This window comes from Methanoplanus sp. FWC-SCC4, assembly GCF_032878975.1.
Classification (GTDB): Archaea; Halobacteriota; Methanomicrobia; order Methanomicrobiales; family Methanomicrobiaceae; genus Methanochimaera; species Methanochimaera problematica.
In genome coordinates this window covers 1,126,551-1,141,638 of the sequence record NZ_CP043875.1, presented here as the reverse complement: position 1 = coordinate 1,141,638, position 15,088 = coordinate 1,126,551, and the positions used below count along the sequence as shown (strand labels likewise).

Below are 15,088 nucleotides of genomic sequence, written 5' to 3'. Positions count from 1 at the left end.
CTACCCCTCCATTTAAATATACTTTTTACTGACAATGAGTTCTGCATTTAGGATTGAAGCTCCTGCAGCACCACGTATGGTATTGTGTCCCATAGCTATAAAGCGTATGCCTTCACGAATTCTCCCGACAGAGACTGTCATGCCATCACCACGGTTTCTGTCAAGCCTCGGCTGAGGGCGATCGCTCTCTTCAAGCAACTGGACCGATTTCTCAGGTTGTGTTGGAAGGCCGCTAAAAGGTGCACTGTAGTTTCTGTAGTCAGCTTTCAATTCCTCAGGAGATGCATTTACTGATGCCCATATGGCCATAGTATGTCCATCAATAACGGGAACACGATGGCAGCTTGCACTTACAGAAAACTCTGCAGGCAAAATCTCTGCGCCATCAAACTGACCCATTATTTTCAGGGTTTCATTCTCCATTTTTTCTTCTTCCGAGCCAATGTAAGGAATAACATTGTCGTATATTGCCATTGCCGCAACCCCGTCAAAACCTGCCCCCGACATTGCCTGCATTGTAGCAACCCTTATGTCTGAAAGACCGCGTGATCTGATTGGATTAAGGGCCATTGCCATAACAATTGTTGAACAATTGGGATTTGTGACAATAAAGCCGTCTCTCCCTGAGTCACGCTGGACATCAATCAGACCAAGGTGTTCCTGGTTTACTTCAGGAATTACAAGAGGTACGTTTTTGTCCATCCTGTGCGATGAAGCATTGCTGCATACGGCAATCCCTGCATCTGCAATATCTGATTCAAGTTTAGTGGCTAGATTGGCGGGTAATGCTGAAAATACGAGATCCAGTCCTTTCAAACTTGCCACATCTGTATGGCTGACAGTGATATCACCTGTACTTTCAGGAAATGGTTTATCAAGACGCCAGTTTACAGCATCGCGATATGTTTTTCCTGCACTGCGCTCTGAAGCGGTGAGTGTTTCCAGGTTAAACCAGGGATGTTCAGCCAAAAGTTGTACAAAACGCTGCCCAACGGCGCCAGTTGCACCTAGAACTCCTACATTGATCATGGATTAGAAGAGAATACGGTTATTTATGTATAAAAGGGTTTTTTTTTAATACCCTTTTATTCCATGTGGATTGCTTCTGCAGGACACTCGTCCACACAGGCCTCACAGTCCACACACATGTCTGAATCGACCACTGCAATGCCGTCATCCATCGAAATTGCCTCAGATGGACAGACATCTACGCAGGTTTCACATCCAGTACATTTTTCTGCGTCAACTACTGCTACCATAGTAAATCTAAACCTCTCGTTTTAAGTTATCAGTATAACTGAAATAGATTTCGATTGCTTCACTAAGTTGAAAAAAATAAAAAAAGTCTGATTTGGGCTTTATTCTTTGAATCCCATCACGTCTTCCATGGAATATACGCCTGGCTGTTTGTTGTAAATCCATGAAGCTGATCTGATTACGCCATGTGCAAACACTGTTCTGTCATATGCGCGGTGGGTAAGTTCAATTACTTCATCGTTTCCGGCGAAAAGAACAGTGTGATCTCCGATAATGTCGCCTCCTCTGATCACATGAACACCGATTTCATTCCCGCGCTCACCGACCATGCCTTTCCTGCCGTACATTTCATCACGTTCACCGACTTCTTCTTTGATTATGTCAATGATTGTCCTGGCAGTGCCGCTGGGTGCATCTTTTTTGAAATGGTGGTGTGCTTCTATCACTTCAATGTCATAGTCTTTAAGCTGTTTTGCGGCTTCTCTTACCAGTTTCCAGAAGATGTTTACGCCAAGACTGAAATTGCTTGATATAACTGCCGGAATTTTTCCTTCAATTGCATTGCTGATTTCTTCAGCCTGTGCCTCTGAAAAGCCTGTTGTGCCGACAATTACAGCAACGCCGTTTCTGGATGCTGCCTTGATGTTTTCAACGGCGGCGGAGGCTACTGTGAAGTCAATTAAGACATCCGGTTTTTTCTCTTTTAAGAAGTTGTCAATATTTGATGATTCAACTACTTCCACGCCGTAAAATGATCCGGATTTTATGTCTACGCCGCCGACCAGTTCAAGGTCCGGCGAATCGACGACAAGGCCCCCTATTTTTGTCCCCATGCGGCCAAGTGCGCCGCACATTACAACTTTAATCATATGTTTTCAAAACCTCATGCAGCTGTTTTGTTTTTATCTCATCCAGTTCATCAAGAGGCAGTCTCACAGGTCCCGCGGCATGTCCGCGCAGCCCTGATGCCTTTTTGACAGGTATCGGATTTGTTTCTATGAACATCGTTCTGAATATATTTGAGAGTTCATAGTGGATTTTCCTTGCACCTTCAAGATCCCCTGATACGAATTTATCATACATCGAAACCATTCTTGCCGGTTCGATATTTGCGGTAACACTGATGACACCGCTTCCTCCAAGGGCAAGAACAGGGTATGTCATAGCATCGTCGCCGGACATAAGTTTGAAGTCCATATCAAGTGTTCCTTCGATGATTCTTGACATCTGAACAATATCTCCGCTTGCTTCTTTGATGCCGAAAATATTAGGGTGTTCTGCAAGTTCAATAATCAGGTCGGGCAAAAGATTCTGGCCTGTCCTTCCCGGAACATTGTAAATGATGACCGGAATGTCAAGGTCTGCCAGCATATTGTAATGTTTTACAAGCCCTGAACGGTTTGGTTTATTGTAATAAGGGCTTAAAACAAGAACTCCGTCTGCACCAAGGTCTTTGGCGGCTTTTGTAAAACGAACTGCTTCGGCAGTGTTGTTGGAACCCGTTCCTGCCAAAACCGGAATCTTGCCGTTTACAACATCTATGGTCTTACCTATGACCTCTTCGTGCTCTTCAAAAGTCAAAGTGGCTGATTCACCGGTAGAACCACATGGGACTACCCCGTGAACACCTTCTGAAATTAGAAAATCAATATTGGATGCCAGACCATCAAGGTCAAGATCCTTTTGAAAATTATCCTTAAAAGGAGTGATTAATGCTGGATATACACCCTCAAACATGAGGATTTATATGACTTTTCTTCTATTTACCTTTCTTGTAATTGCGCCGGCAACTCTGTTGCGTACACTCTTTGAGTTGATGACAGCTACTTCCTCGACAGCAATCTTGTTTGCGTCGAAATCGTTTGAAAATCTGTTCCCATGCTTTGCAAGCAGTTCCTGGCTAAGTGCCTTTATGTATGTTGGTTTAATTGCCATTTTTACTATCCCTTTAGTTTTTATTATTTATGCGTTCGAATAGCATAATAATATTATTGGCTATTGTTTGAGGATCATCAGCTAAAAATCTTATCATAGGTTCTTTGCCCATAGCCCCGCGATCAAATATGATGTCGGGAACGTCATCCAATTTACAGCAGAAAGCAACTCCCCAGTCCATCGTACTGACGCCCGCCGGCTCTTTTTCCCTGTCAAATGATCTGACTTCAAATAAAAGTTCTTCAAGCTTTGATACGGCCTCTTCTGAAAATCTTATATTTGCAGCGCTTCTCACCTCGGGATCAAATTTCATTGCTGTAAGGACAATCCTCGCAATATGATCGCTTGCACCGAATTTAATATCTCCTACCGGAAATACCCTGTCACCTTTTTTTACAATCCTGCCCTCCACACCTGCCACATCCATGTTTGTTTTGGCATCAGGCAATGCAAAGACTATATTCATACCCACTTCCGGTATGAAGGAGACAGGCATCTGCTGAGATATTTTTTGTAAAGCCAGAGAGAGTTTTTTGATAACTTCCTCCCTGTTTTCAGAATCCATATTGTTTATTTGGTGGAGAATAATTTATTTTATTCTTCATTATAGGGATCTATAATAAGGGTTTTTTTAAAAATCAGGGTTTAGAATAGATAACTGCTATACCATATGAAATGTAAAAATAATAATATGAATTCTGTGGTTCTTGACTGTTCAACTGCATTAGTGAGCCTTATTGTTTTGATTGCGGCGCTTTTTGCACTTCCTGCATTAATGCCTGCAGGCTATGCCACTCTGGTCGCAATAGTTTTGTTTATTATATTTATGAGCGGCGGAGGGCACTACATAAGCAAAAATTACAAATAAATACAATTTCTTTAATATATTTTGGAAAATCACTATTTTAATAAATTATATTTGCAAAAAACAGGTTGCCGGAATTTATTTATCCGGTTTCTTTATTTTCATCTGATTTTTTAGAGGAGCTGTTTTCTTTTTTATTATAACCTGCTTTCTTCTTTTTGAATTTGTAATAGCTTAGCGGATGATTTATGTTTTTATTTTTACAGATTTGATCCTGATTTACACAGAGTCCGTATGTTTTCATGGTTGCACATTCGGGGGGTGTATATTCTGTTCCTCCTCTTCCGGATATGTGTTCTACCTGGTACATTGTCTTCTCAACATCAAAATCCGGAGCACGGGTATAAACCTCTACAATCTGGTTTATATCCATTCCAATTGTGTGCATAAAGGCAGTTAGCGAGAACCTGGCGGTGTGCGGGATGTTTGTTCCTGTTGTTACTGCCTGAATTATTGCTTTCATGCATGGCGGAAAAGATCCCTCATCAATATCCCCGAATTGTTCGAGAACCTTCTCCTGATATGCTGTTGAAATACCTGTAATAAAAATTTCAAGCATTTTGCAGATATCATCAGTGACAGGGAGGGGAAGCTGGCTTTGAAGAACTGATTTAATTCTCTCTTTTAGCAGCTCTTCTGACTCATCTTTATGTATGTAAACACACCCTGAATCAAGATCACGGTTTACAAGCTGCCATTTTGAACTTCTAAGATGCGCTGTTAATTCGACATATTTGGCTACAGGTATTTTTTCTGCATCAAGATCAAGGCCCAGAGTTTCTGCGATGTATTTTTTATTGTCCTGCTTTTCGGTCTGTAGGAAAAAAGTCGCTCTTTCTGATTCGTAGCGGCATAACCTGTCTGTAATCTGCCTTTCCTTCATGCATGAGACAATAATTCTTGCTATTGCATAGGAAAGAATTTCTCCTTCCGGAAAATCAAGTCTGATCTCTTCAAAAACAAAATTGCTGTTTAGTGCATCTTTAACTCTGTCAGATGCTTTTTTAGCAATCAATGCGCCTGATTTGCTGTTTAAGAGGCTGTCAAGTGAATATGCCCGTTCACTAACAAGGTTCTGGGCTTCTTTTAAAAAAGGGTATTTTGCCAGATCTTTTTTGTCAAATTCAACTGACATAATCAGTCTGCTTCAATGCGTGGTGCAAGAAGATACTCAACATGTCCGTTTCCGTCTGCAATGTTGAATACAAATTTAACTGGATGATCAATACCTATCTGGATCTCAACCTCGTCTGCTTTGCTCATCACTTTACCCATGTCTTTTAGGTAGTCAAGTGAGAACATGGAGCGCGCTTCTGCCGGTACCAGTGAAATAAGTTCATCTGTTCCGAGTTCGAGGTTGATGTGATCAGTGTCACCGTCTGCTTCCATGTAAAAAGTTCCCTTTTCCGGATTAATCCCAAAAGCAATTTTATCAGAAACAAGTGCTGCCGCTTTTATTGCATTGTTTAAAGCTGTACCTGAGATTATAACTTTTCCCGGAAGTTCGATGTTTGGCGGGTTTGGATCCTTTCTGACAGTGTTTACATCCAGAAGGGCTATTGAATATTTATATCCTCCAAAGGACATTTCCATTTTATATCCGCCTTCCGGAAGATCCAGACTCAGAGTATCTTCCTTTCCCATCATGCTGACGATATTTTTCATCTTGTTGATATCAAGACCAATCTCGGTATCTGTTCCTTCGTATGAAGAAAACGCGCTGCTTGAAAGATCGAGTGAAATCATCGCGACATTAGCAGTATCTACTGCACGTGTCGAGAAACTGTCTTCATTTATATGCAGGCGGCATTCAGTTACCATCGCGGAAATAACATCAACCGTTTCTTTAAAAATTTCTGTATCAATAGCTGCCTTTAACATTTATTTACCCCGTTTTTGAATCAAACGCTCTATAAGTAGATTATTGTGTGCTATATGCAAGCTTGTTCACAATTATGTTTTCATCTAACTCTATTATAAACTATATGAGCATAATTTTTAATTATATCTGATGTTTTGACTTCATATGATTTATGGAGTTTCAAAAGTTACTGAAATTAAAGGGAAGATTATAACCCAAACTGTTTATAAATTTTAGAATAACAAAATCATCAAAAAGGAAAAAATATGGGTTCTCAATGGGATGCAGACAGATTTTATAAAAAATCTAAAAGGGAAGGCTATCGTTCGCGTGCAGCATACAAATTGCTGGATATTCAGAAAAGGTTTGAGATTATACGCTCTGATGACAATGTTGTGGATTTGGGAGCGGCACCAGGCAGCTGGCTTCAGGTTCTGCGCGATTTAACAGACGGGAAAGTAATCGGAGTGGATCTAAATCCGATTGCCCCGGTTGAAGGTGTAATTACAATAAAGGGAGATTTCACAACCGAAAAGATTCAGTCCCGGATTCTTTCCCATGTGGATTTTGTAAACGTGGTAGTATGTGATGCATCCCCAAAATTATCCGGCCAGAAATCTTATGATCAGGCGCGTGCAATTGCTCTTTCAGAACTGGCGCTAAAGTATGCCTGCCTTATCTTAAAGCCGGGTGGCAATTTCGTTGTAAAATCCTTCCAGGGTGAAATGTTTAAGGAACTCTTAGACGAGGCCAGAAGGAATTTTTACTCTGTTAAAGTTTACAGAACGAAAGCAACAAGAAGGGGTAGTTCTGAAGCATATATTGTTGCCAAAAATTTCAGAGGGTTTAGGGATGCATCTGATTGATACCTATGGGCGAAATGTTACAAATTTAAGAATAAGTCTCACCTCAAAATGTAATCTCAGGTGTACATATTGTCACCGCGAAGGTGAATTTGAACCAAAAGAGGAGATGAGTCTTGAGGATATTGCAGAGATATTGAGAGTTGCCAAAAAGTTTGGAATTAATAGTGTAAAGCTCACCGGCGGTGAGCCTACTATCCGAAAGGATATAATTGATATAATTAAGGCAATTCCCGAAGGTATGGAAGCCTCAATGACGACAAACGGTACTCTCCTTGCACCTATCGCAAAAGATCTAAAAGAAGCGGGGCTTTCAAGAGTAAATATCAGCATTGACAGTCTGGATCGTGAAAGATACAAACAAATCAGTGGTAAGGATATGCTTCCGGAGGTTCTTGAAGGCATTGAGGCGGCTGTTGATGCAGGTCTCACTCCTGTTAAGCTGAACATTGTTGTATTAAAAGGGGTCAATGAAGATGAGGTTGAAAACTTCATAAGGTTTGCAGGCGGCAGGAAGGAAATAATTCTTCAGTTTATTGAACTTATGGATTTAGATGTGGATAAAGGCGTAAGCAATGTCAGTGAACTTGAAGAAGATTTAAAGAAACGCTCAAAGACCATAATTACAAGAAGAATGCATCACAGGAAGAAATACTGCCTTGAGGGTGCCGAGGTTGAGGTTGTAAGACCGATGCATAACAAAGAATTTTGTGCAAACTGCAATCGTCTGAGAGTTACTTCTGATGGCGAATTAAAGCCATGTCTGTTAAGACATGACAATCATGTGAATGTCAGGGGTAAGAGGGGAGAAGAACTCGAAGAGCTTTTCAGGGTTGCAGTTGGAAGACGCGAACCATTTTTTAAATAAAAATCCAATTTTTACTGTAATTTAGCAAATATTTTTTTGTATCCTGGTTAATACTTAAATATGCTTCAGGAAAAAAATGAATATCAGGTTGTTCTTGATAAACTTTATTCCAAGTCACTTGTTCTTGAATCTGTAAGTGATTTTAATCCGGTTTTCTATTTCTATTTCATGGATACAATAGCGCATGTGGATTTTTCAATATGCATTCTTGCTTACAATTACCATAATGTAAGAAATAAAATGAATATGGAATATCTCAGGTGGCGTATTGATGAGGAAAAGGTTGGTGACAAGGCATATTTCCCTGAATTTATCAACTGGCTTAAGGAAAACCATAGAGAAAAGTTTGATAGTCTTCCTTCTTTATGGAGGAATATCTATGATGTCTCAGCCCCTGCATCATACAGGAGTTTCAGGATTTCACAACATCCCGATGACACTCAGCCAAATTCGGTCAGTTCATTTAACAAATGGATTGATGAGTTGTTTGACCTGAAATTTATCAGGAGTCTGTATAAAGAATCCTCACTTGATGCTATATTCCAGGAATTTCTTAAAACAAAAAATTAATTTTTAAGTAATTATGGATGTTGCAGAGCTCTGTTCGGAACTTGTCCGGATAAAAAGTGTAAATCCTCCGGGGAATACCCGGGATGTTATTGGCTATATCAGGGATTATCTTGAGGATATTGATGTTCCTGTAAGTCTTACCGGCGGAGATGATGGCAGATGCAACATACTTACCGGTTATGGTCCAAAAGATCTTTTATTGCTTGGGCATGTTGACGTTGTTCCGGCAATTGCGGACGGATGGTCCCATGATCCTTTTTCAGGTATTATTAAAGACGGATTTGTCTATGGACGTGGATCAACTGATATGAAGGGCGGCTGTGCTGCTTTGCTCACTGCTTTTTCAGAGACCTTAAAGGAAGGAATTACACCAAATGCAAATCTTTGTTTTGTCTGTGATGAGGAAAACGGAGGGCCTTTGGGAGTCAGGCATCTTTTAAGGGAAGGCATGATTGAACCCTGTGACTGTATTGTTGCAGAGCCTACTCCGCACTTAAATCCTTGTGTAGGTCAAAAAGGCCTGGTCAGGCTAAATTTTGAATTTACCGGAACTCCCGGTCACGGTTCGCTGTATCCGGAAATCGGGAAAAGTGCAATTATGAATGCAACCGATTTTTTGGCATTTGCAAAATCCCTAAATGAAATAATATATGATGTTGATGACGACATTGCCTGCATTATTTCAGATTCCTCAAAAGTTATATCAGAATTTTTTGACATCTGTAATCCGGAGAATATTCTTGCGAGAATTACATATAACCCCGGTAAGATATCAGGCGGCGAAGAGCTCAATATTGTTGCCCAGAAGTGTTACCTGGACTTTGAGATGAGAATTCCCTGGGGATGTGACAGTACGCTGCTCATTGAGAATATTAAGGATGTCTGCGTTAATGCATCAGTAAATATTGAAGAGTGCAGTGATCCGACTATTACCCGCGCTGACATCAGTCTGGTAAAAACTGCATGTGAGAGTATCAGTTCTGTTTATGGTGCCAAATCTTATCCGATTGTCCAGTGGGCTGCAAGTGACGCGAGGTGTCTTCGTGAAAAGGGATTCAATGTAATTGAATACGGCCCCGGTGAGATTGAAACCCTGCATAGTATTGACGAAAGGGTTTCCGTTGAAAAATTAAAAAAAGCTGTAAAAATCTATAAATCTATTATCAAATCATACTCATGCAAACCAAATAATTAATCCATTTCTTCTTATGATTAACCAGTGTTTAAAAATTATTTTTAACCTTTAAATTTTAGAAAATACGTCTCTAAATGAATATTTTTCATATTGGGGTTATATCTGATATTATTTATATTGATGTAAAAAGACGAAACTTATATATGTTAACAGTGTTAACAAGATAGTATGCCAGTCGTTAACAGCGTGAACAAAATTCGACTACCCCCGTCAGCGAGGGCAGTCCTTGAACTCCTTGAAGACGGTAAACCACGAACCTTTAAGGACATGACTAATGAAGCGGAAATTGCTCCAAGAACTATACGCTATGCACTAAAACGTCTGAAAGAAAACGGTATGATTATCGAGAAGTTTAATTTCAGAGATGCAAGGCAGGTGCTTTATCAAAAAAGCGAATTAAAAAAATCTGACGATTCAACGGAAATGGCTGCAGCATGACATACTCATTATGTGACATAATGAAATGTGACGAGGTTGTACGTCTTTATCTTCCGCAGGTGAGGGCAGAGCTTGTCTGCCGTCTTGTAGTTGATAATGGTATACCTCAGGCTAAGGTAGCCAGATGGATGGGGATATCAAGAGCTGCAGTATCCCAGTACGTCAGTAAAAAAAGAGGGTTTGGTGAAATACCCATTTCCGCTGAACTGAATGAAATTATTGATGCATGGGCGGAAGGTGTAGTCAGCGGAGAAGGATCCGTTACTATCTGCGATATCTGTCAGTGTGTCAGCGTAATGAATAATAACCAGAAATAATTCCACCACTACCTGTATGCCATCAGGAAAAAATACTTTTTTGTGATTTTTATATTTTTATCAGATTGCTTACAAATAAGGGAAAAATAGTGTTTTATTCCCGATCTGTTATAGTTTATCTGCCGAATCTGCCTTCAACTTTTGAGGGAATAACGGTTTCATAAAATCTGCTTTCAAAGTAATTGTCTGTCATTCCTGCTATGAAATCGCGTACTATTTCAGGCGGTTCTGACGATTCTGCATATCCTGAATTTATTCCTGTATTCCAGTGATTATTTAGAAAATCAGTATATATTTTTGATTTTTTATTTTCATATTCGAGGTCTTTTAAGTATTCACTGAAGAGACATTCATACATATTTTTTATTTTATTCTTTTGTGATGTCAGAACCGGATTATTATATATTTTTTCATAGTTGTATTCTTTTAATTCATTAAGTGCGGCAGATACGTCCTCACTGTAAGAGACAGAACAGGATTCTTCCATATCGCTGTTGGAGATCAGATCCATTATCAGCATATTTACAATATCACGGTTTTCATTGCCAAGAATTTTTGAAACACTCTCGGGCAACTGATGATCTTTCTGAATTAAACCAACTTCCTTAGCATCCTGGATGTCTCTGCCTATGTAGGCAACTGTGTCTGCAAATCTGACAACACATCCTTCAGGGGTCATCGGGTGGATATCTTCCTCCTTATCTCTAATTTTTATTACCCTCTCATCAAATTCTTTCCATGAACCGCATTTTTGAGGTGAAATGTGAGTATCATATTTTTCTCCGTTATGGCAGACTATTCCGTCAAGAACCTGTATTGAAAGATCAGTATTTTCTATTTTTTCCAGGAACTGTATGCTCTGAACACTGTGCCTGAATTTTCCTGCACTGTTTTTTAAGCATAAATCTGAGAGAAATTCTTCTCCTGTGTGCCCGTAAGGCGGATGGCCTATGTCATGCCCTGCGGAAATTGCCTCAATTAGATCTTCATTTAAATGAAGGGCACGGCCGATCGTTCTTGCGATTTTAGAGACCAGCTGAACATGAAGAGAACGATGTGTAATATGGTCATTTTTTACAAGGTAGAATACCTGTGTTTTGTCAATATAACGTGCAAATGCACGGGAGTGAATTATCCTGTCGGAATCTCTTGAAAAATTAGTTCTTATATCCGGTTTTTTAAGATTATGCCTTCGTATGGCATCAGCATCCCTGGTTGCAAATGGAGAATACAGTTTTTCAAAGGAATTTACATAACCTTTACAATCATTTATAATTTCATTTTCATTCAAGATAATATAAGATATAAAATTTCAATATTTATAATTAAATCTAAAAAAAGAAATGGCAGAATTTCATCTTCCATAAAGGACAAATGTTTCGCCATAGGCAACTTCATGATTATGAATTGCATTTTGAAGGTCGGTGTAATTTGAACCCGGTTTTAAGTCAAGAAGGGTGTCAAGGCCATATATTTTGAGCAGGTATCTGTGGTTTTCACCAGGTTTCGGGCATGGTCCGTTGTAACCGATTTTCCCAAATCCGTTTGTTCCCTGAACTGCATTGAACGGGAAATCAATGACTTCTTTTTTAGGAATATCTTCTGGTATCATTATTGCAGGATCAATATTCCACATGATCCAGTGAACAAAGTTGCCTCCTTTAGGAGAAGTCTGATCAAGCATTATTGCTGCCATACTTTTGACATCTTTACTTACACCGCCGATTGAGATTTCGGGTGAAATGTCATTTCCGTCACAGGTGTAATTGTATGGCAGTTTTAAGACCGATATACTTACACTTAGTTTTTGAATTTCTTTTTGCATGATGTTTGCCCCCTTTTTTTAAATGACCTATACTAATTTCTCATTATTTATTCTTTATCCAAAGAGCCCGACTAATAATCAGAAGAATTTTTTTTGAATGAATTTTTAATTTTTCTCTGTTTTGTCAGGAGAATTTTGGCGTTATGTTGATTTTTGAAATTCTGATAATTTTTTTAGCATAATATATTATTTTAAAAATTTGGAGTTTATGGAATTTAAAGTGGATAAAATAAGAAAATCTGTGATAAAATCCAAATTTCATCTCAGGTGGCACAATTGATACATTTATCTTTAACTAATTTTGAATATTTCTACATATAAACTGAATTTTTTTACATATTTGGGAGTAAAAAAATGACTGATAACAATTCAAACTCAGAATGTGATGGAAACTGCAAAGGATGTGCTTCTGCAACTTCATGCAATGATTCGCAGAAAGCAGCATCCGGCATGCAGCAAAAGGTTGAGATGAACGTAAAAAATGTTATTCTTGTTTTAAGCGGCAAGGGTGGTGTAGGTAAGAGTACAGTTGCAGTAAATCTTGCTATGGCACTTTCCAATAAGGGATATAAGACAGGTATCGCAGATGCTGATATTCACGGGCCAAATATCCCAAAAATGCTTGGAATTGAAGACGAAAAACTTAATTCATACGATGGAAAACACATTGAGCCTGTAATGCTTACAGGAAAACTCGGCGTTGTTTCTATGGCATTTTTGCTCCCTGACAAGAGCAGTCCGATTATCTGGCGTGGATCAATGAAGAATACTGCTATTCGTCAGTTCCTTGAAGATGTCAACTGGGGAGATCTTGATTACCTTGTAGTTGATTTACCCCCCGGAACCGGTGACGAGGCACTTTCAATTGCACAGCTCGCACCAAATATTGCCGGAGCCGTTATCGTTACAACGCCCCAGGAAGTTGCAATTCTGGATTCAACAAAATCTGTTAAATTTATTGAGAAACTTGGTCTTAAGGTCCTTGGAATTATTGAAAATATGTCCGGTCTTATCTGCCCGCATTGTGGGGATACCATCGATATTTTTGGAATCGGTGGTGGAAAGAAAGCTGCTGATGAATTAAGTGTACCTTACCTTGGCAGAATACCGATTGATCCGGATATGCGAAAAGCCGGTGACGAAGGGAAGCCTTTTATCATGCGCAGGGACGGAACAGAACAGAATAAAGAGACATGGAAGCATGTCGATGAAGTAATGGAAAATATTCTTTTACAGATAAATAATTAAAACAAATAATTAAAATCAAATCTTTTTTTTATACTCATCAATTATCATTAAGTGCTCCATGTTGCCTTTTTTTTCGTAATAATCGATAAATTTTTGGTTTTTTGAAAACAGGATAAAATTATAAATACCATTCCCGACACGGTAAGTATACATAACGGAGGTCTGACGATGAAAGACATATCAGATATCGAGAGTATTCTCAAGAGTATTAACAGTGGCGACATTATCAAAAGGCCGGACCCTGAGGATTTTAATCCTGAATTGCGTGGCATCATAGTTGAGATTGCTGAAGTTGTCAAAGGCTTTGAGGCATTGCATGAGGGTGACAGGGTTCTTTCCTTAATGGCAGAGAACGATTATACAGAGCGTGTAAATGGCAAATATGAAGGGATTTTCTTAAGAATCGCTGAATCTATCAATATTGTTCAGGACAGATTGCTGAATCTTCAGGATGTTGCCGAAAAAATTGGAGATGGTGATCTCTCAAAACTTCAGGATTTCAAAAACATTGGTGGAGGAACTGGTAAAAGGAGTGCAAATGATAAAATACTCCCTGCCTTTATTGCAATGATGGAGTCAATCCGGGGTGTTGTTGATGAGGTTGAAACTCTGGGTGAAAATGCGGTTTTAGGAAATCTGGGTTACCGTGGTGACGTTTCAAAGCACAGGGGGGCATTTAGTGAAGTTGTGGAGTCTGTAAATCATGCGGTAGAGGCGTTTATAATTCCGATGAATGAAGCAATAAGGGTGTGTGGAATATATGCCATGGGCGATTTTAGTGCAGGGTTCGACAAAAAAATTAAAATTTCCGGTGATTTTATAAATTTTGAAGAGGCTGTCGACAACATCGGAGTTCAGGTTTCAAATGCGGTGAATCAGGCAAATTCAATTTCCGAACAGGTTTCAATAAATTCAAACGAGGTAAGTAAAGGGACTGATGAAGTCTCGCGTGCAGCAGAGGGTGTTGCGATGTCCAGCCAGAAGACTGCTGATTTGACAGGGCAGCTTCTTAAGAAAATGGAAGAGATAAATTATCAGATTGCAGACCTTTCAGCATCCAATGAAGAAATTGCAGGTACTTCACAGGAAGTCTTCAATGCAGCAAATAATGTTGTGGAGATAGGAAAAGATGCCCAGAAGGCCGGTGATGATGCCAACAAAAAGATGGTTCTTGTTGAGGATATTGCCCAAAAATCGGTTGTTGAAATAAGTGATCTCACAGAGAAGATAAAAGAAGTAAACAATGTTGTAAAACTTATCAATGATATTACCAGTCAGATTAATCTTCTTGCACTCAATGCTGCTATAGAGGCGGCAAGAGCAGGTGAGCATGGAAGAGGCTTTGCAGTTGTGGCAGGTGAAGTTAAGAATCTTGCAGCAGAGGCCCGTGAAGCAACTGAAAATATTGAGAAAGTGGTCTCAACAGTTCAGTCAAGCAGCGAAAAGACAGCAACTGCAATTAAATCTGCAAACACTGAGATAATGGAAGGCGTAAAGAGCGTAAATACTGCAATCGATGCTTTAAATATTATCATAAAGGATGCAGAACAGGTAAGCCATGATATTGGTGAAATTACTCACGCAATAGAGAATCAGGCAAATATTGCAAATGCAGTTGTTTCAGTCACCGAAGAGGGAGCTGATATGACCAAGAAGGCTCAAAAAGAGACAGAAGAACTTGCCGCACTTGCAGAAGAGGCCAGTGCATCTGTTGAGGAGATCGGAAGTGCGGTTCATGAAGTCAGTGAACTTGCAAAGGCGTTAAAAGCTGAAATGGACAAATTCAAAACTTAAATTTTTATTATTTCTTTTTTCATCATTGGTTTCGATGAAAGGAACCTAAATA

The 15,088-nt window shown here is 39.4% G+C and carries 19 protein-coding genes; 9 read left to right on the top strand and 10 right to left on the bottom strand.

Annotated features, from left to right (window positions below):
* Window positions 1-12: 12 nt before the first annotated feature.
* The 6 genes from asd to F1737_RS05820 form a co-directional block, all read right to left on the bottom strand.
* A complete protein-coding gene (gene asd, locus F1737_RS05845; protein WP_317137841.1) occupies window positions 13-1,029 on the bottom strand; it encodes an aspartate-semialdehyde dehydrogenase in 1,017 nt (338 codons plus the stop codon).
* Between the two features lie 56 nt (window positions 1,030-1,085).
* On the bottom strand, window positions 1,086-1,259 hold the full coding sequence (locus F1737_RS05840) for an indolepyruvate ferredoxin oxidoreductase subunit alpha (RefSeq protein ID WP_317137840.1): 174 nt from the start codon (window positions 1,257-1,259) through the stop codon (window positions 1,086-1,088).
* 99 nt (window positions 1,260-1,358) lie between these two features.
* Window positions 1,359-2,126: a 4-hydroxy-tetrahydrodipicolinate reductase gene (dapB, locus tag F1737_RS05835; protein ID WP_317137839.1), complete on the bottom strand. Its 768-nt coding sequence runs from the start codon at window positions 2,124-2,126 to the stop codon at window positions 1,359-1,361.
* Window positions 2,119-2,994, bottom strand: coding sequence for a 4-hydroxy-tetrahydrodipicolinate synthase (dapA, locus tag F1737_RS05830; protein WP_317137838.1), 876 nt, complete (start codon window positions 2,992-2,994; stop codon window positions 2,119-2,121). The genes dapB and dapA overlap by 8 nt, the downstream gene beginning before the upstream one ends.
* Window positions 2,995-3,000: 6 nt before the next feature.
* On the bottom strand, window positions 3,001-3,192 hold the full coding sequence (locus tag F1737_RS05825) for a 30S ribosomal protein S17e (protein ID WP_317137837.1): 192 nt from the start codon (window positions 3,190-3,192) through the stop codon (window positions 3,001-3,003).
* 13 nt (window positions 3,193-3,205) lie between these two features.
* Window positions 3,206-3,757, bottom strand: coding sequence for a thiamine-phosphate synthase family protein (locus F1737_RS05820; protein ID WP_317137836.1), 552 nt, complete (start codon window positions 3,755-3,757; stop codon window positions 3,206-3,208).
* A gap of 105 nt (window positions 3,758-3,862) precedes the next feature.
* Between F1737_RS05820 and F1737_RS05815 the strand changes: the two genes are divergently transcribed.
* Window positions 3,863-4,060, top strand: coding sequence for a hypothetical protein (locus F1737_RS05815; protein WP_317137835.1), 198 nt, complete (start codon window positions 3,863-3,865; stop codon window positions 4,058-4,060).
* Between the two features lie 79 nt (window positions 4,061-4,139).
* Here the strand turns inward: F1737_RS05815 and F1737_RS05810 are convergent, their stop codons facing one another.
* Together F1737_RS05810 and F1737_RS05805 are read right to left on the bottom strand one after the other, a co-directional pair.
* The gene (locus F1737_RS05810; RefSeq protein WP_317137834.1) at window positions 4,140-5,192 is read right to left on the bottom strand and encodes a DNA primase large subunit PriL; all 1,053 of its coding nucleotides are present in this window, start codon (window positions 5,190-5,192) and stop codon (window positions 4,140-4,142) included.
* A 2-nt stretch (window positions 5,193-5,194) separates the two neighbouring features.
* Window positions 5,195-5,938 (bottom strand): DNA polymerase sliding clamp, encoded by a 744-nt coding sequence (locus F1737_RS05805; protein ID WP_317137833.1) that lies wholly within the window; start codon window positions 5,936-5,938, stop codon window positions 5,195-5,197.
* A 246-nt stretch (window positions 5,939-6,184) separates the two neighbouring features.
* Between F1737_RS05805 and F1737_RS05800 the strand changes: the two genes are divergently transcribed.
* The 6 genes from F1737_RS05800 to F1737_RS05775 all read left to right on the top strand — a co-directional run bounded on the left by F1737_RS05800 (window position 6,185) and on the right by F1737_RS05775 (window position 10,169).
* Window positions 6,185-6,784, top strand: a complete 600-nt coding sequence (locus tag F1737_RS05800; protein ID WP_317137832.1) for an RlmE family RNA methyltransferase — start codon at window positions 6,185-6,187, stop codon at window positions 6,782-6,784.
* Entirely contained in the window at window positions 6,771-7,649 is an 879-nt protein-coding gene (gene moaA / locus F1737_RS05795; RefSeq protein ID WP_317137831.1) for a GTP 3',8-cyclase MoaA, read from the top strand. Before F1737_RS05800 ends, moaA begins: the two co-directional genes overlap by 14 nt.
* Before the next feature lie 60 nt (window positions 7,650-7,709).
* Window positions 7,710-8,219, top strand: coding sequence for a hypothetical protein (locus F1737_RS05790; protein WP_317137830.1), 510 nt, complete (start codon window positions 7,710-7,712; stop codon window positions 8,217-8,219).
* Between the two features lie 13 nt (window positions 8,220-8,232).
* A complete protein-coding gene (locus F1737_RS05785; RefSeq protein WP_317137829.1) occupies window positions 8,233-9,414 on the top strand; it encodes an ArgE/DapE family deacylase in 1,182 nt (393 codons plus the stop codon).
* A 168-nt stretch (window positions 9,415-9,582) separates the two neighbouring features.
* Window positions 9,583-9,852: a winged helix-turn-helix domain-containing protein gene (locus tag F1737_RS05780; protein ID WP_317137828.1), complete on the top strand. Its 270-nt coding sequence runs from the start codon at window positions 9,583-9,585 to the stop codon at window positions 9,850-9,852.
* Entirely contained in the window at window positions 9,849-10,169 is a 321-nt protein-coding gene (locus F1737_RS05775) for a transcriptional regulator (RefSeq protein ID WP_317137827.1), read from the top strand. The genes F1737_RS05780 and F1737_RS05775 overlap by 4 nt, the downstream gene beginning before the upstream one ends.
* A 115-nt stretch (window positions 10,170-10,284) precedes the next feature.
* Here the strand turns inward: F1737_RS05775 and F1737_RS05770 are convergent, their stop codons facing one another.
* Together F1737_RS05770 and F1737_RS05765 are read right to left on the bottom strand one after the other, a co-directional pair.
* Window positions 10,285-11,460, bottom strand: coding sequence for a deoxyguanosinetriphosphate triphosphohydrolase family protein (locus F1737_RS05770; protein WP_317137826.1), 1,176 nt, complete (start codon window positions 11,458-11,460; stop codon window positions 10,285-10,287).
* 63 nt (window positions 11,461-11,523) lie between these two features.
* Window positions 11,524-11,994, bottom strand: a complete 471-nt coding sequence (locus tag F1737_RS05765) for a YbhB/YbcL family Raf kinase inhibitor-like protein (RefSeq protein ID WP_317137825.1) — start codon at window positions 11,992-11,994, stop codon at window positions 11,524-11,526.
* A gap of 354 nt (window positions 11,995-12,348) precedes the next feature.
* On the opposite strand from F1737_RS05765, the gene F1737_RS05760 reads away from it, so the two are divergent.
* Complete coding sequence (locus F1737_RS05760; protein WP_317137824.1) at window positions 12,349-13,242, top strand: Mrp/NBP35 family ATP-binding protein; 894 nt, start codon at window positions 12,349-12,351, stop codon at window positions 13,240-13,242.
* Window positions 13,243-13,410: 168 nt separating this feature from the next.
* Window positions 13,411-15,036: a methyl-accepting chemotaxis protein gene (locus F1737_RS05755; RefSeq protein WP_317137823.1), complete on the top strand. Its 1,626-nt coding sequence runs from the start codon at window positions 13,411-13,413 to the stop codon at window positions 15,034-15,036.
* The last annotated feature ends 52 nt before the right edge of the window (window positions 15,037-15,088 follow it).